The sequence below is a fragment of the Dietzia kunjamensis genome (assembly GCF_045689975.1).
Lineage (GTDB): Bacteria > Actinomycetota > Actinomycetes > Mycobacteriales > Mycobacteriaceae > Dietzia > Dietzia kunjamensis.
On the sequence record NZ_CP143297.1, the window covers coordinates 3,032,781 to 3,057,823 of the forward strand.

21 protein-coding genes and 1 pseudogene are annotated in these 25,043 nt (G+C 72.3%); 10 read left to right on the forward strand and 12 right to left on the reverse strand.

Features of this window, described 5'->3' with window-relative positions:
* Positions 1-40 precede the first annotated feature (40 nt).
* Positions 41-1,261: a polysaccharide biosynthesis protein gene (locus tag VZF99_RS14180; RefSeq protein WP_407335137.1), complete on the forward strand. Its 1,221-nt coding sequence runs from the start codon at positions 41-43 to the stop codon at positions 1,259-1,261.
* 397 nt (positions 1,262-1,658) lie between these two features.
* Here the strand turns inward: VZF99_RS14180 and VZF99_RS14185 are convergent, their stop codons facing one another.
* On the reverse strand, positions 1,659-2,990 hold the full coding sequence (locus VZF99_RS14185; RefSeq protein WP_253002577.1) for a DUF3068 domain-containing protein: 1,332 nt from the start codon (positions 2,988-2,990) through the stop codon (positions 1,659-1,661).
* Positions 2,991-3,093: 103 nt separating this feature from the next.
* Between VZF99_RS14185 and VZF99_RS14190 the strand changes: the two genes are divergently transcribed.
* A complete protein-coding gene (locus VZF99_RS14190; RefSeq protein WP_407335138.1) occupies positions 3,094-4,380 on the forward strand; it encodes an acyltransferase family protein in 1,287 nt (428 codons plus the stop codon).
* Positions 4,381-6,545: 2,165 nt separating this feature from the next.
* Here the strand turns inward: VZF99_RS14190 and VZF99_RS14195 are convergent.
* A pseudogene (locus VZF99_RS14195) lies at positions 6,546-8,825 on the reverse strand (DUF3367 domain-containing protein); the annotation flags it as partial.
* 35 nt (positions 8,826-8,860) lie between these two features.
* Positions 8,861-9,028 carry a DUF2613 domain-containing protein gene (locus VZF99_RS14200; protein WP_407335139.1) on the reverse strand — a complete coding sequence of 56 codons (168 nt, stop codon included), beginning with the start codon at positions 9,026-9,028 and terminating at the stop codon, positions 8,861-8,863.
* Between the two features lie 219 nt (positions 9,029-9,247).
* Here VZF99_RS14200 and VZF99_RS14205 point away from each other — a divergent pair, with 219 nt between their 5' ends.
* Genes VZF99_RS14205 through VZF99_RS14215 form a run of 3 tightly spaced genes read left to right on the forward strand, consistent with a single transcriptional unit; the run spans position 9,248 to position 12,830 of the window.
* A complete protein-coding gene (locus VZF99_RS14205) occupies positions 9,248-9,874 on the forward strand; it encodes a TetR/AcrR family transcriptional regulator (RefSeq protein ID WP_082923886.1) in 627 nt (208 codons plus the stop codon).
* Entirely contained in the window at positions 9,871-11,748 is a 1,878-nt protein-coding gene (locus tag VZF99_RS14210) for a long-chain-acyl-CoA synthetase (protein WP_407335140.1), read from the forward strand. Before VZF99_RS14205 ends, VZF99_RS14210 begins: the two co-directional genes overlap by 4 nt.
* 53 nt (positions 11,749-11,801) lie before the next feature.
* Positions 11,802-12,830 (forward strand): alpha/beta hydrolase fold domain-containing protein, encoded by a 1,029-nt coding sequence (locus VZF99_RS14215; RefSeq protein WP_185951895.1) that lies wholly within the window; start codon positions 11,802-11,804, stop codon positions 12,828-12,830.
* Here the strand turns inward: VZF99_RS14215 and VZF99_RS14220 are convergent.
* Positions 12,827-13,300, reverse strand: coding sequence for a nuclear transport factor 2 family protein (locus VZF99_RS14220; RefSeq protein ID WP_154831062.1), 474 nt, complete (start codon positions 13,298-13,300; stop codon positions 12,827-12,829). The two genes, VZF99_RS14215 and VZF99_RS14220, sit on opposite strands and share 4 nt — an antisense overlap.
* On the reverse strand, positions 13,297-14,517 hold the full coding sequence (gene argJ, locus VZF99_RS14225; RefSeq protein WP_185951896.1) for a bifunctional glutamate N-acetyltransferase/amino-acid acetyltransferase ArgJ: 1,221 nt from the start codon (positions 14,515-14,517) through the stop codon (positions 13,297-13,299). Before argJ ends, VZF99_RS14220 begins: the two co-directional genes overlap by 4 nt.
* A gap of 315 nt (positions 14,518-14,832) precedes the next feature.
* Here argJ and VZF99_RS14230 point away from each other — a divergent pair, with 315 nt between their 5' ends.
* The 3 genes from VZF99_RS14230 to VZF99_RS14240 all read left to right on the forward strand — a co-directional run bounded on the left by VZF99_RS14230 (position 14,833) and on the right by VZF99_RS14240 (position 16,122).
* A complete protein-coding gene (locus VZF99_RS14230) occupies positions 14,833-14,994 on the forward strand; it encodes a hypothetical protein (protein WP_407335141.1) in 162 nt (53 codons plus the stop codon).
* Positions 14,995-15,361: 367 nt separating this feature from the next.
* Complete coding sequence (locus VZF99_RS14235) at positions 15,362-15,520, forward strand: hypothetical protein (RefSeq protein WP_182616812.1); 159 nt, start codon at positions 15,362-15,364, stop codon at positions 15,518-15,520.
* 140 nt (positions 15,521-15,660) lie between these two features.
* Positions 15,661-16,122 (forward strand): SRPBCC family protein, encoded by a 462-nt coding sequence (locus VZF99_RS14240; protein WP_407335142.1) that lies wholly within the window; start codon positions 15,661-15,663, stop codon positions 16,120-16,122.
* 22 nt (positions 16,123-16,144) lie between these two features.
* Here the strand turns inward: VZF99_RS14240 and VZF99_RS14245 are convergent, their stop codons facing one another.
* Both VZF99_RS14245 and VZF99_RS14250 read right to left on the reverse strand, forming a co-directional pair.
* Positions 16,145-17,251, reverse strand: coding sequence for an NAD(P)H-dependent flavin oxidoreductase (locus VZF99_RS14245; RefSeq protein WP_407335143.1), 1,107 nt, complete (start codon positions 17,249-17,251; stop codon positions 16,145-16,147).
* Entirely contained in the window at positions 17,248-18,591 is a 1,344-nt protein-coding gene (locus VZF99_RS14250) for an APC family permease (RefSeq protein ID WP_407335144.1), read from the reverse strand. The genes VZF99_RS14245 and VZF99_RS14250 overlap by 4 nt, the downstream gene beginning before the upstream one ends.
* 99 nt (positions 18,592-18,690) lie before the next feature.
* On the opposite strand from VZF99_RS14250, the gene VZF99_RS14255 reads away from it, so the two are divergent.
* Positions 18,691-19,974 (forward strand): glycoside hydrolase family 3 N-terminal domain-containing protein, encoded by a 1,284-nt coding sequence (locus VZF99_RS14255; RefSeq protein ID WP_407335145.1) that lies wholly within the window; start codon positions 18,691-18,693, stop codon positions 19,972-19,974.
* 4 nt (positions 19,975-19,978) lie between these two features.
* Here the strand turns inward: VZF99_RS14255 and VZF99_RS14260 are convergent, their stop codons facing one another.
* The 5 genes from VZF99_RS14260 to VZF99_RS14280 are packed head-to-tail and all read right to left on the reverse strand — an operon-like array spanning position 19,979 to position 23,919.
* Complete coding sequence (locus VZF99_RS14260) at positions 19,979-20,659, reverse strand: DNA-3-methyladenine glycosylase I (RefSeq protein ID WP_407335146.1); 681 nt, start codon at positions 20,657-20,659, stop codon at positions 19,979-19,981.
* Between the two features lie 60 nt (positions 20,660-20,719).
* On the reverse strand, positions 20,720-21,415 hold the full coding sequence (locus VZF99_RS14265; protein ID WP_069390142.1) for a hypothetical protein: 696 nt from the start codon (positions 21,413-21,415) through the stop codon (positions 20,720-20,722).
* Positions 21,416-21,424: 9 nt separating this feature from the next.
* Positions 21,425-22,225, reverse strand: coding sequence for a trimeric intracellular cation channel family protein (locus VZF99_RS14270; protein ID WP_407335147.1), 801 nt, complete (start codon positions 22,223-22,225; stop codon positions 21,425-21,427).
* Between the two features lie 8 nt (positions 22,226-22,233).
* A complete protein-coding gene (locus VZF99_RS14275) occupies positions 22,234-22,818 on the reverse strand; it encodes a GtrA family protein (protein WP_082923884.1) in 585 nt (194 codons plus the stop codon).
* A 30-nt stretch (positions 22,819-22,848) separates the two neighbouring features.
* Positions 22,849-23,919 (reverse strand): glutathione S-transferase family protein, encoded by a 1,071-nt coding sequence (locus VZF99_RS14280; protein WP_067715913.1) that lies wholly within the window; start codon positions 23,917-23,919, stop codon positions 22,849-22,851.
* A 109-nt stretch (positions 23,920-24,028) separates the two neighbouring features.
* Between VZF99_RS14280 and VZF99_RS14285 the strand changes: the two genes are divergently transcribed.
* Positions 24,029-25,042, forward strand: a complete 1,014-nt coding sequence (locus VZF99_RS14285; protein ID WP_120282757.1) for a DUF2332 domain-containing protein — start codon at positions 24,029-24,031, stop codon at positions 25,040-25,042.
* Position 25,043 lies beyond the last annotated feature (1 nt).

Sequence of the window (25,043 nt, forward strand, 5' to 3'; positions counted from 1 at the left end):
AGCCACCGGGCCACCGCGGCGGCCCCCTACGATTCCCGGTGTGGACCATCAGGCGCGCGAGGCGGCACCCGGCACCGCCACCAGGCGCTTCCTGACCGGCGCGGGGGCGGTGACGGCCGGGTCGATGCTGGCCAACATCGCCGCCTACCTGCTGCACCTGCCGGCCTCCCGGTGGCTGGGGCCCGAGGGCTACGGCGCCTTCGCCGCCCTGCTGTCCGCGCAGCTGCTGGTCGCCGTTCCGTCCCTGGCGTTGCAGGCGGTCGTTGCCCGCGACCACGTGCGCGGAGTACCGGACGGGGTCCTGCGCTCGCTCGGCCGGCGGGTCGCGCTCCTGGTCGCGGTGGTCGCCGCACTGGCGGTCGTCCCGGTGTCGCTGCTGCTGGACACCCCCGTCCTGGCCACCGCCGCCGCGCTGGCCCCCGGCCCGGTGCTCTGTCTGCTCACCACCGAGCAGGGCCTGCTGCAGGGCGCCGAGCGGTTCCGCGCCCTCGGCGGAGTGCTCGCCCTGGCCGGCGCCGGCAAGGTGGTGCCGGCCGTCGCGGTCCTCGCCGCGGGCGGGGGCGTGGGGCTCGCGCTCGCGGCCGGGGCCGTCGGCGTGACGGTGGCCTGGCTGGTGGCGGGGTGGATCTCGACACGCGGGTCCGAGGCGCGGCGATCGCCGACCGGGACTTCGTCGACCTCACCCGGCGTCGCGGCCGTACTCGCGGCCGGCCAGGTGCAGCTCGTGATGATGGCCCTGACCTCCGTCGACCTGCTCCTCGCACGTGCCCTGCTGTCCCCGGGGGACGCCGGCCGCTACGCGCTCGGGGCGGTCGCCGCCAAGGCCGCGTTCTGGCTACCCCAGGCCGTGGGCACGGTGCTCTACCCGAGGATGGCCGATCCGGCGGGGCACCGGGGGGCGGTCCGTTCCGCGGTGGGTGTCCTGCTGGGTATCGGCGCCGTCGTGGTGGTCGGTGCCGCGGCGGCCGCCCCGCTCGTGCCGGTGGTCGTCGGCGAGGACTACCGGCCCGTGGCCGGCCTGCTGTGGGCGTTCGCCGCCCTGGGCGTGACACTGAGCGTGCTGCAGGCGTTCCTGCTGGCGAGCATCGCCTCCGACCGGACGGTGGAGGCCGCGATCGCCTGGTGCGGGCTGGTGCTCACCGCCGTCGCCGTGTGGCTCGCGCCCCGCGGTGTCGAGGGCGTCCTGGGCGCCGCACTCGTCACGGTCGCCCTCACCACGGTCGCCGCAGGCTGGCGGGCGCTGCGCGTGCGCCCCGCCTGAGGCGAGGGCGCCGAGCGGGCCGCGCCCTCGAGCCGAGCCACGTCGCCTATCCGTTGGCGACTCACCTACCGGATCCGCTAGGTGGCGCGTGATCCGATAGGCGAAGCGGCTGGCGAAGCGGCTGGCGGAGCGGGATCGTCGAGGCCGGCCGCGGGTTCGCAGCGCCCGATCCGAGGGACAGATCGCGGGAGCCGGGCGGCTGGTGTCCCCGACGGTCGCGCGGCGGTCGCGGTCGCGGTCGGCTGCGCGGCGGCTGCGCGGCGGTCGCGGGTCCGTCACCCAACGAGAAGAGCGTTCCGCACACTCCCACGCGGGTGATGTGTGCGGAACGCTCTTGTCGATGCTCCGGGTGCGGCCCCCGCTCCGGACAGGACGTGCGGCCGCGGGGTCTGACAGGTCAGGCGCGGGTCCGGGTGGTCCGTCCGCCGGTGCCGCCGCGGCTCCCGCGCAGGCCCAGCACGATGCCACCGATCAGCGAGAGCAGGCCGAGGATGCCCAGCACCGCCGGGACGATACGACCGAACGTGTTGAGCGTGTCCGCGCTGTCCTGCGCCGCGGCCAGAGTGCTCTCCTGGGTCTCGTCGTTCCATCCGGACTGGAAGCGGACGGCCGTGCGGGTCGGCTCGGCTTTCTCCTCCTCCAGGCGGGCCTTATCGGAGAAGAAGGCGTCGGCCTCGGCCTGGTCCTCGGCGAAGAACTGGAAGATGTCCTCCTTGCCGTTGATGATCTGGCCGGTGGCCGGGTTCACGTACACCGTGCGGGTGTTGGTGTAGAAGCGTCGCATGTCGACCGGGCGGTCGGGGTCACCCTCGAGGCCCCACTGGCCGGCGGTCATGCCCTCGCGGCGGTAGCTGGCGAGGATCGACTCGACGGCGGGGTCGTAGCCGTCGGAGATCGAGGCGAAGTGGTCGCGGATCGAGGACCACATGTCGATCGGGCCGAGCTCCTGGGTGAACTCGTAGGCCTCGATCCCACCGACGGACGTCTCGCCGACGAACTCGATCGGGTTGGTGGTGAAGGTGCTGGCGTCGAAGTAGTCGTAGGCCCGCTGCTCGGTGTCGAACGGGAACTTGTACTGCAGCCCCTCGCGGACGAAACCCGTGGGGGCGGTGTCGTCGGCGCCGCCCGCGACGACCTGCAGGGTGCTGGTGGCCTCGTCGACCGGCTGCGCCGTGACGCGGTCCAGCGTGATGCGGTCGATTGTGGCGTTGATCAGCGCCTCGACCTCGTCGCCGCCCGCGATGTCCTCGCGCAGCAGCGACTGGGCGGCCTGCAGGGTGATGACGTCGGCGTCCGACGGCTCGACGGCCATCACCCGACGCTGCGAGTACAGGGGGATGTCGTTGTCGATGAAGCACGAGACGGGGAACTGCACCTCGGAGTCGTCGGCCTCGGCGCCGTCCTGGGTCTCGACCACCTCACCCTCGGGCGCGTCGCCCTCTCCCTCGTCTCCGGCCGCGGCCTCGGCCCCGTCCTCGGGACGGCACTCGGGCCGGTCCGCGTTGAGCTCGGTGGGCGCGTTGCCCGCCAGCGCCCTGCCCACGAGGACCGCCCCCGGCGCGACCTCGGTGACGGTCGTCGAATTGATGTCCAGCGGGGTCTTCTTCTGCGCCGGCACCACGAAGAACACGAGCGCCAGTGCGATAGTGATCAAGAATGCGCCGAGCCCGACGAGGACCAGTGCGGGCACCGACGACCTCCGTCCCGCGGAACTGCTCTGTCGTGCCATCGGTTGTCCTCCTGGAGTCGCGCCCTCGGTCCGTGGTCACGCCCGGGTAACGTCCCCGGGTCGGCTGCCAGACCGGACCATCATCAGGAGAAGATTAACAGTGATGAAGAACGCATTTGGCACCCCCGACCACCGAGTCGGGACTCTGCCCTCCGCGACGGGCTTCGTGCCGGCGCTCGAGGGGCTCCGGGCGGTCGCCGCGTTCGCTGTACTCACCACCCATGTCGCGTTCCAGACCGGGGCCTCGACGGGGTCGTTCCTCAACCGCGTCTGGGGCCGCTTCGATCTGTCCGTGGCCGTGTTCTTCGCGCTCTCGGGCTTCCTGCTGTGGCGCGCGCACGCCCTGCACGCACGCCGGGGAGGCACGGGGACCGCACGGCCCGCCCGCGACTATCTGCGCTCCCGACTCGTCCGCATCATGCCCGCGTATCTCGTCCTGGTGGCCGCGGTGTTCCTGCTCATCCCCCGGAACACACGGAGCTCCGCCAGCACATGGACGTCCAACCTGACGCTCACCCAGGTGTACGTCCCGGACTCCCTCGTCGAGGGGCTCACGCACGCGTGGTCGCTGTCCGTGGAGATGAGCTTCTATCTGGTGCTGCCGTTGCTGTGGTGGGCGCTCGCGGGGCTGCGCGGGCGGGCGGCGCGGTGGCGCATCCCGGCGATCGCGGTCGCGGGGGTGGCGAGCCTGGGATGGGCGCTCGTGCCGTGGTACGAGCTGGGACTGCACGACCGGCTCAACGACCAGATCCTGCCGCCGGCGTTCGCGTCGTGGTTCGCGGCGGGGATGATCCTGGCCGAACTCGCCTGCGCCCCGCCCGGACGGGCGGCGACGCTGGCCCGCCACCGCCACGCACGGTGGGGGTGGTGGGCGGTCGCGGCCGCGGCGTTGCTGGTGAGCACGGTGCCGCAGTGGTTCACCGAGGGCTTCGTGCATCCGTCGGGCCCCGAGTTCGCGCTCCGCACGGCGCTCGGCGCCGTGGTGGCGTTCTGCCTCCTGGCCCCGGCCGCGCTGGCCCCGGCCGGCGCGCCGTCCACCGCCCCCGCAGGCCCGAGCACCGCGGACGGCGGCGGGCTGCGCTTCGCCGTTCTCGGCTCGACCGTCCTCACGACCCTGGGCCGGTGGTCGTACGGCGTGTTCCTGTGGCACGTCCTGGTCCTGCACTTCGCGTTCCAGATCGCGGCGGTGCCCATGTTCTCCGGACAGATGCTGCGGATCTGGCTGGTGACCGCGGTGGTCTCGACGGTGGTCGCGGCTGCCAGCTACGCGCTGGTCGAGGTGCCGGCCGGACGCTGGCTGGCACCCCGGCGCGCGCCGCGCGGACGGCCAGCGGACGGCCAGCTGACGGCCAGCCCGGCGCAGACGAGCCCCGCCACCGTCGCGACCTGAGGCCCCCAGCCGTCACCGGCGTAGCCCAGCGGGTCCGGCCACGGGGCGCGGGACAGCACCGCGGCGCCGGCGACGATCCCCGCCCCGGCCCCCACGACGAGCAGGTGCCGGGCCCGCCCGGCTCCGAGGTACCGACTCGCCACCAGCGCACCCACGGTCAGCCCGGCGGTCACCCCCAGCCCGACCGGCCCGGCCACCGCGAACCCGAACGCGGCGGTCGCGGCGACCGTCAACGGTCCGCGCCCGCGCCACGGCGTGGCGCGGGCCCCCGCCCGGTCACGGCTACCGCGGACGAGGAACAGCAGCAGGACCAGCAGCAGCGCGAGCGGCCCGGTGAGCAGCGCCGCGCGGTACGGCGCGTCGAGCGGCACGGTGAGCACGAGGGTGGCGCCGGTGGTGGTGGCGGGCAGCACCCAGCCCTGCTTCCACCCGTCGACGGTGACCGGACGCGGGTCGGCCAGGTCGGTGCCGTCGTCGGCGACGAGCCGGGCCTGCCACGCGGGCGTGACGGATTCGGGGATCACCAGGACGCGTTCGCGCGGCGCGGACGGCACGCGCAGTTCGCGCCGCGAGTCGTCCCACAGCGCGGTGGCGACGGCCAGGGCGGGGTGCGGGGCACCGCCGAGGATCGGCGCGGGGCCGCCCCCGGTGCCTCCCGTGCGGCTCCCGGTTCCCGGTTCGACGACGAGGGCCACCGTGTCGACGGAGAACGCCTGACCCGGGTCCACCGAGACCTCCTGCGGTCCCGCGTCCAGCCGGACGGCGGAGTCGTCGCAGAGCTCGGCCGTGACCGCGCGGCCCTCGAGCAGCGCCCGTCGGCTGGCGGTGATCCGCGTGCCGACGACCCGGTCGCCGAGGTGCAGCTTCGGCCCGTCCCGGCAGGTCAGGGTGACGGGCTCGTCGTCGGCGGCGGGCAGCGCGCCGATGCGGGCGCCGGTGGGGTCCTGTACCCACACCTCGGCGATGCCGGTGGGCAGCCGCGCGCCGGTGGGACCGCGCACGTCCCGGGTGTCGTCGACGCGGACGGTGATCCGATCGGTGTGGTCGGCGGGGACGTCGACGACGACGGAGCCGTCCTCCTCCGGGGTGAGCGTGGCCAGGTCGACGCGGGTGCGTTGGACCCCGGTGTCGACGGTGATGACCTCGGGCGCGGCGGGGGCCGCGGAGCGGGGTGCCCAGAGGCGGAGCGAGCCGACGAGCTGGCGACCGGGCAGGCTCAGGGCGAGCGACGGCGCGGGAACGTCCGGCGCGTGCCAGCTGGTGGAACGGTCGCCGTCGACGGCCGCCGACGGCCTGCCCGCGGGGTCGTCCACGAGCGACTCGCCCGTCGCGCGGACCTGCCGTGCGCGGGTGGCCGGGTCCCCGCGCAGGACGTCGTCGAGGGCGGGGCCGGGACGTGGGCGCACGAGCAGTCGCGGGATCACTGTCGTGGCGGCGGGGACGTCGAGCAGGCGGGCGAAGCGGCCCGGTTCCTCGGGGTCGATCGCCAGGCCGGGGGCGCACCTGGCGGCGCCGGTGGACTCCTCGGCCCCGGCGAGTCCCTCGACCGGGCTGCCGGCGTGGACGCAGTCCGAGCGGCCGGACAGTTCCTGGCGCAGCAGCCAGCCGGACGGCGCGCGGGAGTCCTCGGGCCGGCCGGGCAGGGCGATGGTCCGTAGCAGTGGGATGTCCTGGCCACCGGCGGTCAGTCCGATCTCGGAGACCTCGAGGTAGGTGCCGCGGCCGCCGTCGGCGAAGCCCGTGGCCGTCACCCTGACCCGCCCGGTGGGGCCGGGCGGCAGTGGCACGGAGGTCTGTTCGCCCACCGCGGGGAACACCGTCGTGGTTCCGGTGTCGGTGCGCACCTCCAGTCTGCTGACGGGCGGTCCGGCGGCGGGGTCCGGGACGGTCAGCGTCAGGACGCCGCGGTCGAGGGGCTCGGGCAGGTCGATCTCGATCCATTCACCGAACGCGGACCCGTACCCGCCGGATCGCCAGGCGGTGTCGGGATCACCGTCGACGGCGGCGGCGACGGAGTGCGCCGGCCGCACCGGTCCGGTCTGGGCCGAGTCGGCCGCCGAGGACGACACCGTGACCCGGGCGTCCCACCATCGGGCCCGCGTGAGAGCCGGGTCGTCCTCGGCGACGGTCGCCGGGTAGTCGCGGACCGTGCCGCGGCTGCGGCGGGGGTCGCCCTCGGCCCGGACGGCCGAGGAGTTGTGGTCGACCCGGCCGAAGTCGGTCTCGCGATCCGCCGGGGAGTCCGTCAAGACCGGGCCGGTGGAGTTCAGCGGCCGCGGCCGCGGGAACGGATCGGACGCCGGGTCGACGCCGGCGGCGAGCGCGTCGGCCTCGAGCAGGCGCGTGACCCGGGACGGCGAGCCGACGGTGTCCTGAGACGCCAGCAGGTCGTCCAACCGGGACAGTGATTCGGGCCCTCCGGCGACGACCTGGAGGTCGCGGAGTTCCACCGTGTACGGCGCGGTCGCCGAGCGGGGCGGTCCGGGCGGCGCCGCATCCGATCCCAGTCGTGAGTCGACCCGGTAGATCTCGATCGCCGGATAGGCCGGCCGCAGCCCGGAATCGGGCACCACGACCACCTCGTCGTCGTTCCTGGCCCCGTCGTCACCAACCCCGTCGTCACCAACCCCGTCGTCACCGACCCGGGATCCCCCGACGGGGTCGCCGAACTCGGCGACCTTCACCAACCCGGGCGAGCCGTCGATCGCCTGGTGCACCAGCGCCGGGCGCGGCGCGGCGGCGTCCTCGGACAGGTCGTTGCGCACCACGAGGAAACCGACGCCCAGCGACGCCAGTGTGGCGGCCATCCCGGGCGCGGCGCGGCCGTCGGCCAGTCGTTGCTGCACGGCGTCGAGGGCGCGGATCGCGGGGGCCGGCTGCAACGGCACGGAGTCGCGGACCGCCCACGGCGTCCGGGCCAACGGCTGCAGGGGTTCGTCCCGGGTGACCCCCCACACCTGGCGGGCGAACGACGCGCCGGGGACCACGAGCGCACGCGTGGTGCCGGCCGGGTCGGACTCCCCGTCCTCCCCGTCCTCCCCGTCCGCACCCGGCCGGTCCACCGGCGCGTTCTCCGACAGCCACCGCGCCGCGTCCGGCCAGTGGTCGGGCAGCGACTCATGCGCGCCGACCGGCGCGAGCCTGCCCAGCCACGCCGGGGCCACGGACACACCCGCGGCCAGCACGATCACCATCGCCACGGCCACCGACCGGTGGCGCTCCGGGTGCGCCAGCGCGTCCACCACGCGGACGCGGGGGGTCTCGCCCGGGGCGGCCCCGTCGCCGCCCCGGGCGAGTCCCGCGAGCAAACAGGACAGCAGGTGGGCGACGCCCAGTATCAGCGGCAACCGCAGTAGCGGCTCGAACTTGTGGACGTTGCGCAGCGCGGCGCCCGGGCCGTCGAGGACGGCGCGCAGGGTCTCGGCGAGGCCGCCACCGGCGGGCCCGACCCACGGCGCCGCCATCGCCACCAGGCCGACGGCGCCGATCACCAGCAGCCGGCCCCGTGCGGGCATCCCGCGCCACAGTAACCCCACGACGCCGGCCGCGGCGAGCACCCCGGTGGCCAGGACGAACACCGGCTCGCTCGTGAGGTCCGCGCCGGCGGTCCGGTCGGTCGACACGAACGGGACCCACGTCGAGGCGCCACGCAGCACCTCGGTCACCGAGGACCACCGGGTGGTGACCTGAGCCGACTCGATGTAGTCGAGGAACGGGGGCGAGACCCGGCCGAGCAGCACCAACGGCACCGCCCACCACACGCACACCGCCGCAGACAGCGGCAGCCACCACGCGGCGAGCCGCGCCCAGGTGCGGTCCGGACGGTGCAGGGCCCACCACAGCACCGCGGGCAGGCAGGCGGCCGCGGTGGCGACGGCGTTGACCGCACCCATCAGTGCCAACGCCAGCGCGGCACCTGCCCCGCCCCGGCGCGGCGACATCCGCCCCTGCAGTACCCGGATGACCGGCAGCAGCACCCAGGGCGCGAGGGCGACCGGCCAGATCTCCGACGAGATCGAGCCCAGGTCGCCGAGCATGCGCGGCGCGAGCGCGTAGAGGACCCCGGCCACGGCCCTGGTCTGCCGGGTGCCGATGCGCAGCGCGGCGGCGACGCGGACCACGCCGACGAAGGCGACGGTCAGCACGACGGCCCACCACAGGCGTTGGGTCAGCCAGGCCGGCATCCCGACCAGGTCGAAGACCGCGAAGAACGGGCCCTGCGGGAACAGGTATCCGTACGCCTGGTTCTGCACCTGGCCGGAGAAGGACAGCCCGGTCCACAGGTGGGTGGCCTGGGCGAGGAAGCGCCCGGGGTCCACGACGAGGTCGTACTTGGTGTCCGGGACGACCAGACCCGGGGACTGCAGGCACGCCAGCAGGAGAAAAGCGAGGAACGCGACGACCGCGTCACGCGCGCCGGCGCCGAATCGGGCCCCGCGGATCACCTACGCCGGCGTGAGGGATTGACGGCTGCGCGGGATCAGCGCGCGCCGTACTCGACCTGGCCGAACAGGGCCTGGTCGGCCGGCGGCTGCGCGACCTCGGGGATGGAGTTCTCGGCCATGGCGGTGTTGACCCCGAAGGCGACGATGCCGCCGAGGACGATTCCGCCGACTGCGCTGGCGAGCGCTCCGGTACCGAAGCTCATCGGATTCTCCCTGCGGTTCACGTGACAATGTCTGACGATGTCTCACGGCGGGTGCTGTGGAGCACACCGACGCCGGAAGAGTAGCACCCGCGGCCCGCCGGATCGGCGGAGCGGCTCCCATAAGTCCTTACCGGCGGGTAAGTTGGGTGTGGCACATGACACCGCGCCACACCAGACCGCACCACACCGCACCGCAGAGCGCCCGCCGGGAGGAGACCTGTGACGACGGGGACCAAACGCATCCCACGCGCGATCCGCGAGCAACAGATGCTCGATTCCGCGATCAGCGTGTTCTCCGATCTCGGCTACCGGTCGGCCTCGATGGACACCATCGCCCGCCACGCCAGCATCTCCAAGCCGATGCTGTACCTGTACTACGGCTCCAAGGAGGAACTGTTCGCCGCGTGCGTGGTCCGGGAGTCCGGGCGGCTCATCGACCACCTCACCGACGCCGCGACCGGCAGCGCCGGGCCACGGCGGAGACTCGAGGGCGTCGTCCAGGCGTTCCTGGAGTTCGTCGACCAGCACACGGACTCGTGGAACGTCGTCTACCGTCAGGCATTCGCCGAACCCCAGTTCCGTGAGGAGGTCGAGAAGACCCGGTCGGTCCTGGTGGATCTGACCACCGACCTCCTCGCGCAGAACTCCGTCGACGAGCGCAGCCGCGAGGTGCTCGAGGTCGTCGCGACCGCCCTCGTCGGGGCGGGCGAGGCGGTCGCCGACCGCGTCGCGCACCGCTCGATCCCCACGTCGGTGGCCGCCGGGGTCGTCGTCGAGCTCGCCTGGCGTGGCCTCGCGGGCGACCCAGCGAAGTCACTCACCACCGCCACAGAGGAGAAGCCGTGACCGACACGTCCACCGCCACCGCCCGCCGGTCCGAGGCCGCCCGGACCCTCAGCCCGGCCGACCTCGCCAAGGGCCTGCCCTCCCTGGTCGCCGACCTGCCGTCCGTCCTCAACGGTCTCCGCATCGTCCGCACCTCGCGCAGCAGCCACAAGGTGTCCATCGGCCGCCGCTTCCAGAAGCTCGCGGCCGACCGGCCCGACGCCCCCTTCCTGAAGTTCCTCGGCACCGAGATCACCTACGGGGAGGCCAACCGGCGGGCCAACCGCGTCGCCGAGGTGCTCAGGGCGCGCGGGGTCCAGCGGGGCGACACCGTCGGCATCTGCATGGTCAACCGCACCGAGGTCATGCTCGCGATCCTGGGTGCGGTCAAGGTCGGCGCGTCGGTGGGCCTGCTCAACCACCACCAGCGCGGCGAGGTCCTCGACCATTCGCAGAAGATCATCGAGTCCAAGGTCGTGCTCGTCGGCGCCGAGTGCGCCGAGGCCGTCCAGTCCGTCCCCCGGGAGAACTGGGTCGGCGAGCTCGTCGCCGTCAGCTCCCCGATCGACCTGCCCTTCCGCGAGTTCCGCGCGAACCACCGCCCGGAGGAGCTGTCCGACCTGACCTGGCTGGAGGACGAGCTCGACGCACTGGGCGACGACGTGGGTGACACCAACCCGCCGGAAGCCGACGACACCGTGGGGGACGAGACCGCCTACTACGTCTTCACCTCGGGCACGACGGGCCTGCCCAAGGCCTCGACGATGTCCCATTACCGCTGGAACAAGGCGATGGCCGGGTTCGGCCTGTCGGGCGTGCGCCTGCGCAGGGACGATGTCCTGCTCTGTCCGCTGCCGATGTACCACAACAACGCCCTCACGGTGGGCCTCGGCTGCGTGCTCGCCGCGGGTGCCTGCATGGCGATCGAGGAGCACTTCTCGGCGTCGAAGTTCTGGGACCAGGCCCGCGCGGCCGGCGCGACCGCGGCCATCTACATCGGCGAGATCTGCCGGTACCTGCTCAACCAGGATCCCGGCCCGGGCGACCGCGACCACTCCATCCGCGTCGTGACCGGCAACGGCCTGCGCCCCGAGATCTGGCACGAGTTCCAGGAGCGGTTCGGGATCGGTCGAATCTGCGAGTTCTACGCGGCCAGCGAGTGCAACATCGCGTTCGTCAACGCCTTCAACGTCCCACGGACCACCGGCTACTGCCCCATGGACTTCGCGATCGTCGACTACGACCCCGAGACGGGTGAGCCCCGCCGGGGCGACGACGGCCGTCTGACGAAGGTCGGCAAGGGCAAGACCGGCCTGCTGATCAGCGGGATCTCCGACTCCCAGCCCTTCGACGGCTACACCGACGCCGAGGCCACGGAGAAGAAGATCGTCCGCGACGCCTTCAGCGACGGTGACGCCTGGTTCGTCTCCGGCGACCTCATGCTCGACCAGGGACTTAAGCACGCGTCCTTCGTCGACCGCCTGGGCGACACCTTCCGCTGGAAGGGCGAGAACGTGGCCACCACCGAGGTCGAGGCCGCGGTCAGCTCCCTTCCCGAGGTGGACCAGGCCGTGGTCTACGGCGTGGCCGTCCCGGACGCCGACGGCAAGGCGGGGATGGCGGCGGTGCGTCTGCACGACAAGTCCGACTTCGACGGTGCTGCGATGGCGAAGCACCTGCGCGACTCGCTGCCCTCGTACGCGGTGCCCCTGTTCGTCCGGCTGTCCAAGGAGCTCGAGCAGACCTCGACCTACAAGAGCCGCAAGAACGAATTACGTGATCAGGCGTTCGACACCTCGAAGTTCGATGACCCGCTCTACGTGTTGTCCAAGGAGAACGGGTACGTCCCGTTCTACGATGGCGCGGAGAACGACGTCGTCGCCGGCACCGTCTGAGTCCCCCCGCCCGACCCGGCCGGCGCCCCCCTACCAGGAGGTCCAGCCGCCGCATGCCCAGTAGTCGCATGCCCAGCCGCCGCACGTCGCGCCGCGCCCGGCCCGACCTGTCCCGCCGCTCGCTGTTGATCGGCCTCTCGGCCGGCCTCGGCGGGGCGGCGGGGTGGGCCCTGACGTCGATGATCGGGGCGGGTGACGACGACGAGGGGTCCGGTTCCGGCCAGGATGCGGACTCGGTGGGGCCGCGCCCGTACGTGCCGCCCGAGGGAGCCGTCCCGGTGACCGAGCCCCGCCGCCACTACTACGCCGATCCGGGCGACACCGACGGCCAGACGTTCGGCGACCTCTACCTACCCGACTCCGCGAACCCGGCGTTGCCGGTGGTGGTGCTGGTCCACGGCGGGGGGTGGAAGGACACGCTCGGCCTGGCGTACATGGAGAACCATGCACGCGACCTGGCGTCCTTCGACGTGGCGGTGTGGAACGTCGAGTACCGGCGGGTGGACTCCGGCGGCGGCTGGCCCACCACCGTGGCGGACGTCTGCGATGCCGTCGACCACCTCGCCGAGGTGTCCGCGCAGCTCGACGGTCGGTTGGATCTACGCCGGGTGGTGGTGGCCGGGCACTCCTCCGGCGGTCATCTCGCACTGTGGGTCGCGGGGCGGGCGCGGTTGCCGTCCTCGCTGCCCGGGTCCCGGCCGGTCGTGCCGGTCACCGGCTGCGTCTCCCTGGCCGGGGTGACGGACCTGCTCATGGCCGAGCGCACGGGCGACCGGTACGTCCACAGGCTCCTCGGTGGCCGCCCGGACGATCGCCGCCAGCGCTACGTCGACGCGTCCCCGGCCACGCATCTTCCCGCCGGGATTCCGGTGGTGTGCGTCCACGGCCGCGACGACACGGTGGTCCTGCCCGAGCAGTCCGAGTCGTATGTCCGGGCGGCCCGCCGCGCCGGCGACCCGGCCCGGGTCTCGCTGGTCCCCGGCGGGCACGACCCGTGGGGCGACATCAGCGGCACCGTGTGGCACGACACCCGCGACACGCTGCTGGCCATGGCCCGCCGCAGCCCCAACCCGGCGGGCTAGCTCCAGCCGGTGTCCACGCGGATCCGTTCGAGCCGCCGGTAGGCGATCAGCCACTGGCCGTCCACCTTCCGGTACCGCTCGTGGTAGTGCCCCCAGCCGTGGAGCCGCCGTTCACGGCCGTCGACCGACCACCACAACCGGTCCTCCATCGCCCAGATGCCGGTGGCCGTGGGCTCACCGGTGGTCGGGTCCGGGCCCGTCAGCTCCAGCAGCGGCGTGTGCCCGTGATGGACGCTCGTCACCGGGTTCGGACCGTCGAGGGTGTCGCGGATCGCGGCGGTGAGCGCCTCGCGCCCGCGCACCTCGGCCGCGCCGCCGCTCGCCGCCCACGACTCGCTGACCACATCCTCGGTGTGGCACGGTCCGTAGGCGTCCCACTGTTTGGTGTCCATGACGTACAGGCGCCGGGCGAAGACCGCCCGGATCGCCTCGAGGTCCTCCACCGCGCTCCCGTCGTGCAGCCGGCTCATGTCGTGTAATCAGCGTTGATCGAGATGTACTCGCGGCTCAGATCGCAGCCGTAGACGGTGCAGGCCCCGTCGGCCACGCCGGCGCCGCTCTCCACACCCAGGTCGACGGCGATGGTGACCTCCTCGGCCCGCATGATCTCGGTGAGCCGCTCGAGTTCGGCCTCGCCCGGGAACGCCGGGTAGGTCTCGAGGTCGCCGAACACGATGCGGACCCGCTCGGGGTCGATGTCCGTGTCGTCGTGGCACTTGCCGATCGCCATGGCGACCCGTCCCCAGTTGGGGTCGGCGCCGTGGACGGCGGTCTTGACCAGCGGGGAGTTGAGGATCGCCTTGGCCACCCGCTTGGCCTGGGCCCGGTCCCGCGCGCCCGTGACCTCGACCGTGAGGAGTTTGGTGGCGCCCTCCCCGTCGCGCGCGAGCTGGCGGGTCAGGTCGAGGCAGATCGCCTCGAACGCCTCACGCAGTTCGACCTCGCCGACAGGGTCGCCCGCGCCGCTGGTAAGGGCGATCGCGGTGTCCGAGGTGGAGGTGTCGGTGTCGACGGACAGGCAGTTGAAGGTCTCGTCCACCGCGGCCCTGAACGCGGAGTCCAGCACCCCCGGCTCCACCGCGGCATCGGTGAACAGCACCGCGATCATCGTGGCCATGTCCGGTTCGACCATTCCGACGCCCTTGGCGATGCCCACGATCTCGGCGGTGCCGCCCGTCGTCGTCGTCACCTCCACCCGCGCCGTCTTGGGATGGGTGTCCGTGGTCATCATCGCGGTGGCCAGCGCGACCGCGTCGGCATCGAACCCGGCACCGGCCAGGCCGTCGAGGTGCGTGCGCAGCAGGTCCATCGGGTACCGCCGGCCGATGACGCCGGTGGAGGCGATGAGCATCTCCTCCGGCGCCGCCCCCACGGCGGCGGCCGCGTGATCGAGCACCTCGCGCGCGTCGGCCATGCCCTGTTCGCCGGTGGCGACGTTGGCGTTCTTGGCCACGACCACCACGCCGCGCGCCCGACCGCTCGCAGCATTGGCGCGGCTGAGCACGACCGACGGTCCGGCGAAGAGGGACCGGGTGAACACTGCGGACGACGCCGGGGAGGGACCGTCGTTGACGACGACGAAGACGTCATCCCCGCGCTCACGCAGTCCCGCGGCACCCGAGTGGGCGCGGAAGCCCGGCGGGAGCGGGATCGTCTGGGCGGCGACGGTGGCGTTCGGCGGAGTCATGCCGACCATTCTCCCCCGCCGGGGTCTGCCCGCGGTATGTGACCGTCCGGGTCGGTCCGGGACGCTGGTTCCACCCCGAAGCATTTCACGAATGTGACACCTCTAACAAGAGAAAGATGTGCGGTTCCGTGCTCTGCATAGATAAGAAAGTGTGCAGCCGGAACACCGGGCGAAAACCACCTCTCAATTAGTAATTCCGCGATCGCTGCGTAACGTCCTCCAGCGGATTCGGGATGTACATCGCGAGTCCGAAAGCAGGACTGCACCACGAGAGCGGCGCACCCTCGCGCCGCCCGCAGACGAAAGGATCATCACATGATCGAGCAGATCTTCACCGGCGTCCTCAACTTCTTCAACAGCCTCATCAGCACCGGCTCCACCGCCGCCGAGGGCTTCGTCAGCACCGGCTCCACCGCTGCCGAGGGTGTCTACGGCACCGTCACCGGCTCGCTCGGCGACGTCGTGGGCTCGCTCTGAGCTGAGTGACACTGGACCCGCGCGGTCCTTGTCGCTTTCAACGCCGGCATTCTCTTTCGAGAATGCCGGCGTTGTGCATTTATTAGCTCTATCTTCTCCCGTCTCGCGGGCTTTTCCGCGAAAGCGCGGCACGCCTTTCAGAGAAGTCTGTGGCGTAGATCACATTAAACCGCGAGCGCCTGCCAACCAGCGAAAGTAAAGAGCATTCCCCGTGAATCGCCCGCGCGCGACATTGAACCGGGTGAATCCTGCTGCAGCCGTACGTAGCGTCCGGAGGCGAGTTCCCGACAGGCCTCGTGCTCATTGAGGACTCTGCTAAACCGATCGACGCACCAGGCGTCGCATCCCCCGACGAAAGGACCACATCATGGGTTCCATCGAGACTTTCCTCCCCGGCCTCGCCACCGGCTCCGCCGCCGTTAACACCGGCTCGCAGGTCGTCGACGGCGGTGCCGACCTGGCCGCCAACGTCCTCGGCTTCTTCGCCGGCCTCGTCGGCACGGTCACCGACGCCCTCGGTTCCTGAGCCGACGCGCCTGACTGCGCCTCGCCCGGGCCGACTGCGGCCGCCCGAGCGCACCGTGAGACCGGCCCCCGCTACGGCGGGGGCCGGTTCCGGCATTTCCGCCCGTTCTCCTCGCCCGGACACGCCGGTACCGTGGAGCCATGGAACTCGACCTGACCCGCCACGTCGCCGCCGACCCGGACACCGTGTGGGCCGTGCTCACCGACATCCCCGAGGCGCACCGCACGCTCAGTGGCGTGCTGGCGGTCGAGATCCTCACCTCCGGCCCGTACCAGCCCGGTCTGCACTGGCGTGAGACGCGCAAGATGTTCGGCATGAAGGCGACCGAGGAGATGATGGTGCTGGCCGTCGAACCGCCACACTCCACCACCATCGTCGCCGAGAGCGGCGGCACCGAGTACAAGACCGTCTTCACGATCACCCCGGACGCCGACGGCGGTTCGACCCTTCGGATGCGGTTCGGTGCACACACCGCTCACGCCCCCGCGGTCTCCCGGGTAGTGATGTCCGTGATGGGCCGGTTCGCCGAGAAGTCGACCCGCAGGACGATGGAGCAGGACCTGGCGGACATCGCCGCCGAGGCCGAGCGGCGGGCCGGGTGACCCGCACCCGGCCGGGCGCCGATCAGCCCCGCACCGCCACCGCTCGGTCCCACAGGTCCGCGACGACCTCCGACGCCGGCCGATCGGCGTAGGCGTCGGCCGCCCGCCAGCGCGACCCCGCCCACAGCGGCGGCACCTCGGAGTCCCCGGCCTGCGCGGCGGCCTTGCGCATGGGCCCGGTGAGCAGGTGCAGATGCGGGTACGCCGGGGGCGCGGCCGCATCGAACTCTTCCACGAAACCGTTGACGAGCGCCCGGGCGTAGCGGCCGGTGTAGCAGCGGGTCGGCCGGGACTCTGTGAACCCGGGGTCGGCCAGCGCGCTCCTGTGCAGGTCGCTCGTGCCGGCCTCCGGGGTGCGCAGCAGGACGGTGCCCAGCTGCACACCGTCCGCCCCGGCGTCGAGCACGGCGACCACGTCCTCCGGCGTGCTGATCCCGCCGGCGGCGACGAACTGCGTCTCCGGCAGCGCCTCACGCACCGCCCGCACCAGCGCCACTGAGGTGATGCCGTCGGGCTCTTCCCCCACCGTCGTGGTGGAGCGGTGTCCTCCGGCCTCGGCGCTCTGCACCGACAGCCAGTCCGCCCCCGCCTCGACCGCCCGGCGTGCGTCGGCGACCCCGGCCACCGTGACGACCACGGTCGACCCCGACTCCTGCAGAGCCCGGACCACGCCGGGATCCGGGATCCCGAAGGTGAAGGAGACCACCGCGACCGGGTCCGCCACCAAGGCGGCGAGGCTGGCGTCCTGGTCGAAGTCGGTGAACTCCGGCTCCTCCGGGAGCGTGACCCCCAGCCGTCGTGCGACCGGCCCGATCGCCGCCGCGTACCCCGCCACCGCGTCCGGTCCACCCGCCGCCGACAGGGCGGCGTCGGAGTCGTCGCGGTCCACGAGGAAGACGTTCACCCCGAACGGCGCGTCCGTCAGTTCGCGCACACGCGCGATCTCCGCGCGGAGGCCGGCGGCGTCGAGGTACCCCGAACCGATCATTGCGAGCCCGCCCGCCTCGCCGACCGCGGCGATGAGTTCCGGTGTCGTGGGTCCGCCCGCCATCGGCGCACCGATCACGGGACGCCGCAGGTGGGACGGCAGGAGACGGGGCCGGACGTGGCGGGTGTCGTCGTGGGTCATGCCCCCGACGATACGCCCGGCGGTACCGCCCGGCGTCGGGTCACCGCATAGACCGCGCCGCCGACGACGAAGACGACGACGCCCCCGATCACCGATTGCCAGGGCAGACTCCCGGCGACCACCACGCACCCGATCGCACCCAGCACCGGCACCCAGGCCGGCAGTCGCCGGCGTCGCCGATCGAGGCGCAGTGCGGCGGTGTTCGCCACGAGGTAGTAGATCAGCACCGCGAAGGAGGAGAACCCGATCGCCTGACGGACGTCCGCGACCAGCACGATCGCGGCCACCAGCACGCCCACGCAGAGCTCGGCGACGTACGGCGTCCGCGTGGTGGGGTGCACGGCCGCGAGCGGCGCGGGCAGGTGCCGGTCGCGAGCCATCGCCATCGCCGTTCGGGATACGCCGAGCACCCCGCCGAGCAACGCCCCGAGGGCCGCGATCCCGGCGGCGACCCGGACCACCGACGCGAGCACCCCGCCACCGCCTGACTCGCGACCGTCTCCTGCGCCACCGTCTACTGCGCCACCGCCTCCCGCACCGCCGATCTGCGCGGCCGCGTCGAGCACCGGCGCTGCGCTCGCGGCCACTCCCCCCACCCCGAGCACGTGCACCGTGGCGGCCAACACCGCCGCGTAGACCCCGATCACCACGGTGATCGCCACGACGACCGCGCAGGGGATCGTGCGGGCGGGCTCACGCACCTCTTCGGAGAGGGTGGCGATGCGGGCGTATCCGGCGAAGGCGAAAAAGCAGAACCCCGCGCCCCCGAAAACCCCGAGAACCCGGGCGGGCCACGCCTCACCGTCGACGGCGGGCGGTGACGTCACCGGACCGGCACTCGCGGGCCCCGTCACCCACGCCATTGCCACGAACACCACCAGAACCGCCAGCACGATTCCGACCAGCGCCTTCGACGCGGCGGCCGTGCGCTGCACGCCGAGCACCGACAGGATCGTCAGCGCGAGCACCGCCGCGGCCGCGACGAGGCCGGCGTGCCCGGGCCGCAGGTACAGGCCCGCCGTGAGGGCCATCGCCGCGCAGGACGCGGTCTTGCCCACCACGAAACCCCAGCCGGCGAGGAACCCCGGCAGCGGCCCGAGGAGTTCGCGCCCGTAGACGTACGTCCCTCCCGCCGAGGGGAACTGCGCCGCCAGCCGGGCCGACGACAACGCGTTGCACACGGCCACCACCGCGGCCACCGCGAGCGAGACCCACACCAGCGAGCCGGCGCGGGCCGCGGCGGGCGCGAACGCCACGAACACCCCGGCCCCCACCATCGCGCCGAGCCCCAGGACGACGGCATCGGACAGGCCCAGTCTGCGCTCCAGAGTCGACGTCACCGTGTCACCATGACAAACCCGGGTGGACGGCAGATGAACGTGGCACCCGGCCCCCCGCTCGAATTCGGCTCACCCGCCGGTCCGGATACATTGGGGGTCGTGTCCCTCACCCGCCGGCTCCGCGTGACGGCCGCCGTCCTCATCACCGGACTGGCGATGAGCGGGTGCGCGGACGACGAACCCGCGGACCCGGCCCCCGCCAGCGCTGCGGCCACCCCGGCAGCGACAGCGGCTGGCGCTGCGCCGCCCGCGCCGCCACCTGCACCGCCGTGCGAGTCGCCCCTGGATTCACTGAGCCAGCGGGAGCGGATCGCGCAACTGTTCACCGTCGGCGTGAGTTCGATGGCAGACGCCCGGCAGGCGGTCGAGCAACACAAGATCGGAGGGATCTTCCTCGGTGGCGGCGTCGTCGGCGAGGTGGTCTCGGGCGACGCGCTCGCCCGTCTCCAGCAGGACAGTCCCCTCCCGCTGCTGGTCGCGATCGACGAAGAGGGCGGCCGCGTGTCCCGCATCGCCCCCTACGCCGGCCCGCTGCCGTCCGCCCGGGTCATGGCGGCCACCATGAGTCCGGAGCAGGTCCGGTCGGCGGCCCGCGCGCGCGGCGAGTTCCTGCGCGGGATGGGCGTGACCGTCGACTTCGCCCCCTCGGTCGACGTGTCCGCGCAACCGGACGGTGCCGTGATCGGGGACCGCTCCTTCTCCCCCGATCCGGCCCGCGTGGTGCGCTATGCCCGCGCGTTCGCGACCGGACTGCAGGACGCCGGTGTGGCCCCGGTCTTCAAGCACTTCCCCGGCCACGGCCGCTCCTCCGGCGACAGCCACCACCAGTCGGTGACCGTGCCACCCCTGGACCAGCTCGTGCCCCACGACCTGCACCCGTTCGCCGAACTCGCCGGGACCCCCGGCGCCGGCATGATGCTGGGCCACCAGCAGGTGCCCGGACTGACCGGGGTGAACCGTCCGGCCTCGCTCTCACCGGCGGCGTACCGACTCCTGCGGGAGGGCCACGGTTACGGGGCTCAACCGTTCGACGGACCGATCTTCACCGACGACCTGTCCGGCATGCGCGCGGTCACCGACGCCTTCCCGCTGCCCCGGGCGGTCGCCGAGTCGCTCATCGCCGGCGCGGACTCCCCGCTGTGGATCACCACGGCCGGGATCGGCGAGGCCTTGGACGCTGTCGAACAGGCCCTGGCCAATGGCGCGCTGAGCAGACAGGCCCTCGACCGCTCCCTGATGCGCATGGCGGCACTGCGCGGGATCCCCGGCTGTGTGGGCGGCCCCGCCACCGGGCAGGTCGAGGGCGCCGCCGCACTGTCCGCACCGATCCCCGACCTCGCCCCCCGCGCCGGACTGCCCGCACTGCCGGGGCCACCCGGCTGACCGGTCAGCCCGCGCCCTCCGGAGTCGCCGCGCCCCCGGTCCACACGCCCGAGGATCCGCGACGGTGCGAATCCACCAGGTGGGTGTCGACCACCCCGATCGCCTCCATCAGCGCGAAGACGGTCACCGGTCCCACGAAGCTGAAACCCCGTCGTTTGAGCTCCTTCGCGAGCGCCTCCGACTCCGGCGAGCGGCTGGGTACCTCGTCCGCGGTCCGCGGCTGCGGGGTGGTCTCCGGCCGGTACGACCAGATCAGCTCCCCGAGCCCGCCCTCGGACCGCAGGGCTACCACTGCACGCGCGTTGGCGATGGCGGCGTCGATCTTCCGGCGGTTGCGCACGATCCGCTCGTCGGACATGAGCCGGGCCACGTCGTCCTCGGTGAAGGCGGCGACGGCGTCCGGGGAGAACCCCGCGAACGCCTCCCGGAAGGCCGGGCGCTTGCGCAGGATCGTCACCCAGCTGAGCCCGGACTGGAATCCCTCGAGGACCAGCCGCTCGAACAGGCCGGCCTCGTCGCGGACGGGCACGCCCCACTCGGTGTCGTAGTACTCCCGCAGCAGGGGGTCCCGCGCCGCCCAGGGAGGTCGCCTCAGTCCGTCCTCGCAGAGCACCGTGCCGGCGGCGGAGGCGTGGTTCTGGATCTGGTTCTGGGTCTGGATCTGTGTCTGGGGCTGGGTCTGCATGGGGTCTCCCGGGTTCATCGGACCACCCGTGTGGCGGTCGCCCGCCACCCTAGGACCGCGCTACGACAGCACGCCCGTGAGCTGGACGATCCGCACCAGAGCCAGGACCAGCAGCGCCACACCCACCACGAGGGTGAGCACGCGCCCGGCCACGCGGCCGTACGACAGGAACCGGTCGATCCGGCGGGTGGCCGCGGTGATCCCGCCCGACCGGACCCGCGCCAGGGCGACGATCAACCCGGCACTGGGCAGGATCGCGATGATCGCGAAGAACAGGATCTGCAGCAGCTTGGACCACCACGGGGTCTCGGCGAAGGAGATGAGCACCATCCCCGCGGCGAACGGCGCCGACGTCCCGGACTGGATGACGCCAAGGGCGACACCCGTGGCCATGATCCCGAACTTCTGCAGGATGTTCTGCGTCAGCGGCGCCTCGACGCTCTCCTCCTTGGCCTCGGCGGGCTGCCGCAACCCCATGACCGTGATGACGAGGCCGACCACGCCGAGCGCGACCATCGCCCACAGGTTGTAGAACAGGCTGCGGACGAACTCCTGGTTGTTGCCGATCACCCACACCGAGATCAGCGAGAGCAACACGATGCCGCAGAACGCGCCGCCGGTGAACCGTGCGGCCCGCGGCGCGAACGCGACCCCGCGTCCGGCAGAGGTCAGCCACAGGCCCGCGATGACGGCGAAGGCCAGGAGGTTGAGCGAATCGATCGCCGCGAAACCCAGCAGGCTGAGGTAGTACTGCACCGGACAACCCTACCCACGTCGGCCCGGCCGGAAGTCTCGGAGGCCGTCGGGATCAGCGTCGTCGTCGCCGTCGCGGCCCTCGTTGTCGTCTCGCTCGCCGTCGTCCCGCTCGCCGGCAGAGCTCCCCTCCCGGCGCGGGCGGCCGAACACCGACCGCTCGCGGCGCCGCAGCACGTCGAGGTCCCGCACGGTCCAGCTCCGCACCGGTGCCGGGACACGCCACTGTCGCCACCACGCGACCATGCGGAACGCGAACACGAGGAAGGACAACACGGTCGCGGCGATCGGCCCCCAGGTGTCGGTGGCCACGGCGAGGGCCGTCAGGGCGGCACCGGTCGCCGCCGGGATGACATACAGGTTGGAGCCGCTGAACACCGCGGGGATCTCGTTGGCGACCACGTCCCGCAGCAACCCGCCGCCCACCGCCGTGACCACCCCGAGCAGCAGCGCCGACGCGACCGGCATCCCGTGATCCAGCGCCCGCGCGGTGCCGAAGGTGCAGAACAGCCCTAGGCCCGCGGCGTCGAACGCGACGATCAGGGTCTGCACGCGGTGGATGAGCGAACCGAGCAGGTACACGACCGCCGCCGCGACCACGGGCGCGACCAAATAGATCGGCTCCGACAGCGCGAGCGGGGTGACCCCCAGCAGGACGTCACGGATGATGCCGCCACCGAGACCGGCGAGAAGCCCCAGCACGAGGCCACCGGTGATGTCGATGTCCTTCCGCGCCGCCAGCAGGTTCCCGGACAGGGCGAAGAAGAACACACCCATCAGGTCGAACCACAGGACCAGCGGCGAGGACTCCACGGCGGGGCCTAGACCACCGCGTCGGCCGCGTCCGACGCATCCGTGGTGGAACGCGCGTGATGACGGTTGCGCACCGCCCGGAACGTCCAGAGCTTGTTGACGATGAAGTTGATCGGCATCGTGATGAGGATCGTCAGCAGCTGACTCCAGTACTCACGGGAGTTGATCCCGGCGTCCTCGTGGAACAGCGGCTCCGGTAGGTAGAACGGGCTGGTGGGGTTGGTGAACGCGAGCTTGATGAAGATACCCGCGGCCGCCGCCACCGACCCCACCACGAGGAACGGCCAGAACTCCTGCCAGGGCGGCGCCTTGTGCCCCTTGCCGAACGTCCAGTGCCGGTTGAGCAGGAAGTTGTAGACGTTCGCCACGAGGAAGGCCACGATCCACACCAGCGTGGTGAACCGGAAGTTGAACTCCGTCCCCCCGAGCGGGAAGAGGATGTCCTGGGCGTTCTGTGTCCCGCCGTTGGCCTTGTTCATCAGGACCGTGACGATCATGTTCACGACCATGCCGGAGCCACCCACGATCCCGAACATGAGGAACTGTCGGGCGCCACGACGGTAGCGGCCGGGTTCGGGGAGGGCTGGGGTCACAGGCGATGAGTGTAGGCGTTCACCGCCCTCTCAGGCCGCGCCGTGTCCTTCCGCGATGCGTTCCGCCGGGTCCTCGATGGGCCCGGGTGCGGTGCCGTCGCCGAACGGTCGACCGCCCAGTTCCTCGCGGTGGTGCGGGGTGAGCAGACCGGACAGGTCCGGCCCCTTGGGGACCACACCGGTGGGGTTCACGTCCCGGTGGACGTCGTAGTAATGCTCCTTGATCTGCGGGAAGTCGCAGGTGTCACCGAAACCGGGGGTCTGGAACAGGTCCCGCAGGTAGCCCCACAGCGCGGGCATCTCGGAGATCTTGTTGCGGTTGGCCTTGAAATGGCCGTGGTAGACCGCGTCGAAGCGGACCAGTGTGGTGAACAACCGGATGTCCGCGACGGTGATCGTGTCGCCGACGAGGTAGCGGCGCGTGGACAGCCGCTCCTCGAGCCGGTCCAGCGATTCCCACAGCTCGTCGTACGCCTGCTCGTAGGCGTCCTGGTCCGCCGCGAATCCGCAGCGGTACACGCCGTTGTTCACGGTGGGGTAGATCCACGAGTCCAGCTCGTCGATCTCGTCCCGGTGCTCGGCCGGGTACAGGTCCGGGGCGCCCTCGCGGTGGAAGGCCGTCCACTCGGAGAGCAGATCGAAGTTGAGCTTCTGATAGGCGTTGGTCACCACCGACTTGGTGGGCAGGTCGACCAGCGCGGGGACCGTGATGCCGCGCGGGTAGTCGGGGATCCGGTTGAAGTAGGCCTCCTGCAGGCGGTGCAGGCCGGTCTCCGGGTCGCGCTCGTCCGGGTCGAGGTCGAAGACCCAGGAGTTGACATCGTGCGTGGGGCCCGCGAGGCCCATCGAGATGACGCCCTCGAGTCCCATGAGTCGGCGCACGATGATGGTGCGACTGGCCCACGGGCAGGCGCGGGCGGCCATGAGTCGATAGCGGCCGGGCTCCACCGGCCACCGCATCTCGCCCACCCTGTCCCCCACCGGTTCCGACCCGGCCGGTACGTCCGCCACCACGCGATCGTTGATGTAGGTGGCGTCGCGGACGAACTCACCGTCGGTCGAGGCGTTCCTGGCGGGCGTGAAGTCGGTGTCGGCAGCCATGAGGGCCTCCAGAGATCGGCGTGAGGTTATTGATGCATCACCAACATACCGGGTGGGATGTGGCCAGGCCAGCCCTCCTCCCGACAAGGGGTGTGCGACGCTGGGCACCATGGACTCCGCGCACGTCGACGACGTCCCCGCCCGCTACTCCGACTTCGCCGAGTTCGAGGTCCGCGGACGCACCCCGGTGTACCTCTCCTGGGCCCGGGGCATCGCGGACGACCCCGACACCAGCGACCTCATCGCCTCGCTGCCCCGGATCAAGCGTCAGCCGGCACTGTTCTTCGCCGCCGCCCGTCACGCCGGTGCGCCCGAAACCGAGGACTACCCGGCCTTCCGCGACTTCGTCCACGAACACTGGCCGGGGATCGAACAGATCGCGCTCACGCACTCCACGCAGACCAACGAGGCCAAGCGCTGCGCGGTGCTCCTGCCGTTCCTGTCCCTGCTGCCCGGACCGCTCTCGCTGGTGGAGATGGGCGCCTCCGCCGGCCTGTGCCTCTACCCGGACCGCTACGCCTACCGGTACACGCTCGACGGCGGCGTCACCCGCGAGCTGACGCCCGCAATCGTCGACTCTCCCGCGGCGCCCCCGGTCCTGGACTGCGACCTGCGCGACGGCGTCCCGCTGCCCCGCGCGTTGCCGGAGGTCGTCCACCGGGGCGGCGTCGACCTCTCCCCCATCGATCCAGCCGACCCGGATTCCCGCGACTGGCTACGCAGCCTGGTCTGGCCCGGACAGCAGGCCGAGCGCGTGCCCCGCCTGGACGCCGCGCTCGACATCGCGGCCGCCGACCCGCCGCAGATCATCGCCGGCGACCTGGTCGAGGAGCTGGAGGCCTCCGTCGCCGCGTGTCCCGCGGGATCGACACCGGTGGTGTTCCACACCGCGGTGATCGGCTACCTCGAGCCGCCGGCCCGCGCCGAGTTCGTCCGCCGGGTCACCGAGCTGGACTGTGTGTGGATCTCGGTCGAGGGTGTGACCCTCCTGCCCGACGTCGCCGAGCAGGTCCCGGAGTCGCTCCGTCGACACAAGGGCATCTTCGTCGTCGCCGTCAACGGTCGCCCCCTGGCCACGGCGCACGGCCACGGCGACTGGGTCCGCGCGCTCGACCTGCCCTGAG

What these genes read in the sequence shown, in the direction of transcription:
- VZF99_RS14185 (WP_253002577.1), bottom strand. Translation starts at nt 2,990, where the DNA reads ATGGCACGACAGAGCAGTTCCGCGGGACGGAGGTCGTCGGTGCCCGCA.
- VZF99_RS14190 (WP_407335138.1), top strand. Translation starts at nt 3,094, where the DNA reads ATGAAGAACGCATTTGGCACCCCCGACCACCGAGTCGGGACTCTGCCC.
- VZF99_RS14200 (WP_407335139.1), bottom strand. Translation starts at nt 9,028, where the DNA reads ATGAGCTTCGGTACCGGAGCGCTCGCCAGCGCAGTCGGCGGAATCGTC.
- VZF99_RS14215 (WP_185951895.1), top strand. Translation starts at nt 11,802, where the DNA reads ATGCCCAGTAGTCGCATGCCCAGCCGCCGCACGTCGCGCCGCGCCCGG.
- VZF99_RS14220 (WP_154831062.1), bottom strand. Translation starts at nt 13,300, where the DNA reads ATGAGCCGGCTGCACGACGGGAGCGCGGTGGAGGACCTCGAGGCGATC.
- argJ (WP_185951896.1), bottom strand. Translation starts at nt 14,517, where the DNA reads ATGACTCCGCCGAACGCCACCGTCGCCGCCCAGACGATCCCGCTCCCG.
- VZF99_RS14230 (WP_407335141.1), top strand. Translation starts at nt 14,833, where the DNA reads ATGATCGAGCAGATCTTCACCGGCGTCCTCAACTTCTTCAACAGCCTC.
- VZF99_RS14235 (WP_182616812.1), top strand. Translation starts at nt 15,362, where the DNA reads ATGGGTTCCATCGAGACTTTCCTCCCCGGCCTCGCCACCGGCTCCGCC.
- VZF99_RS14240 (WP_407335142.1), top strand. Translation starts at nt 15,661, where the DNA reads ATGGAACTCGACCTGACCCGCCACGTCGCCGCCGACCCGGACACCGTG.
- VZF99_RS14245 (WP_407335143.1), bottom strand. Translation starts at nt 17,251, where the DNA reads ATGACCCACGACGACACCCGCCACGTCCGGCCCCGTCTCCTGCCGTCC.
- VZF99_RS14260 (WP_407335146.1), bottom strand. Translation starts at nt 20,659, where the DNA reads ATGCAGACCCAGCCCCAGACACAGATCCAGACCCAGAACCAGATCCAG.
- VZF99_RS14280 (WP_067715913.1), bottom strand. Translation starts at nt 23,919, where the DNA reads ATGGCTGCCGACACCGACTTCACGCCCGCCAGGAACGCCTCGACCGAC.
- VZF99_RS14285 (WP_120282757.1), top strand. Translation starts at nt 24,029, where the DNA reads ATGGACTCCGCGCACGTCGACGACGTCCCCGCCCGCTACTCCGACTTC.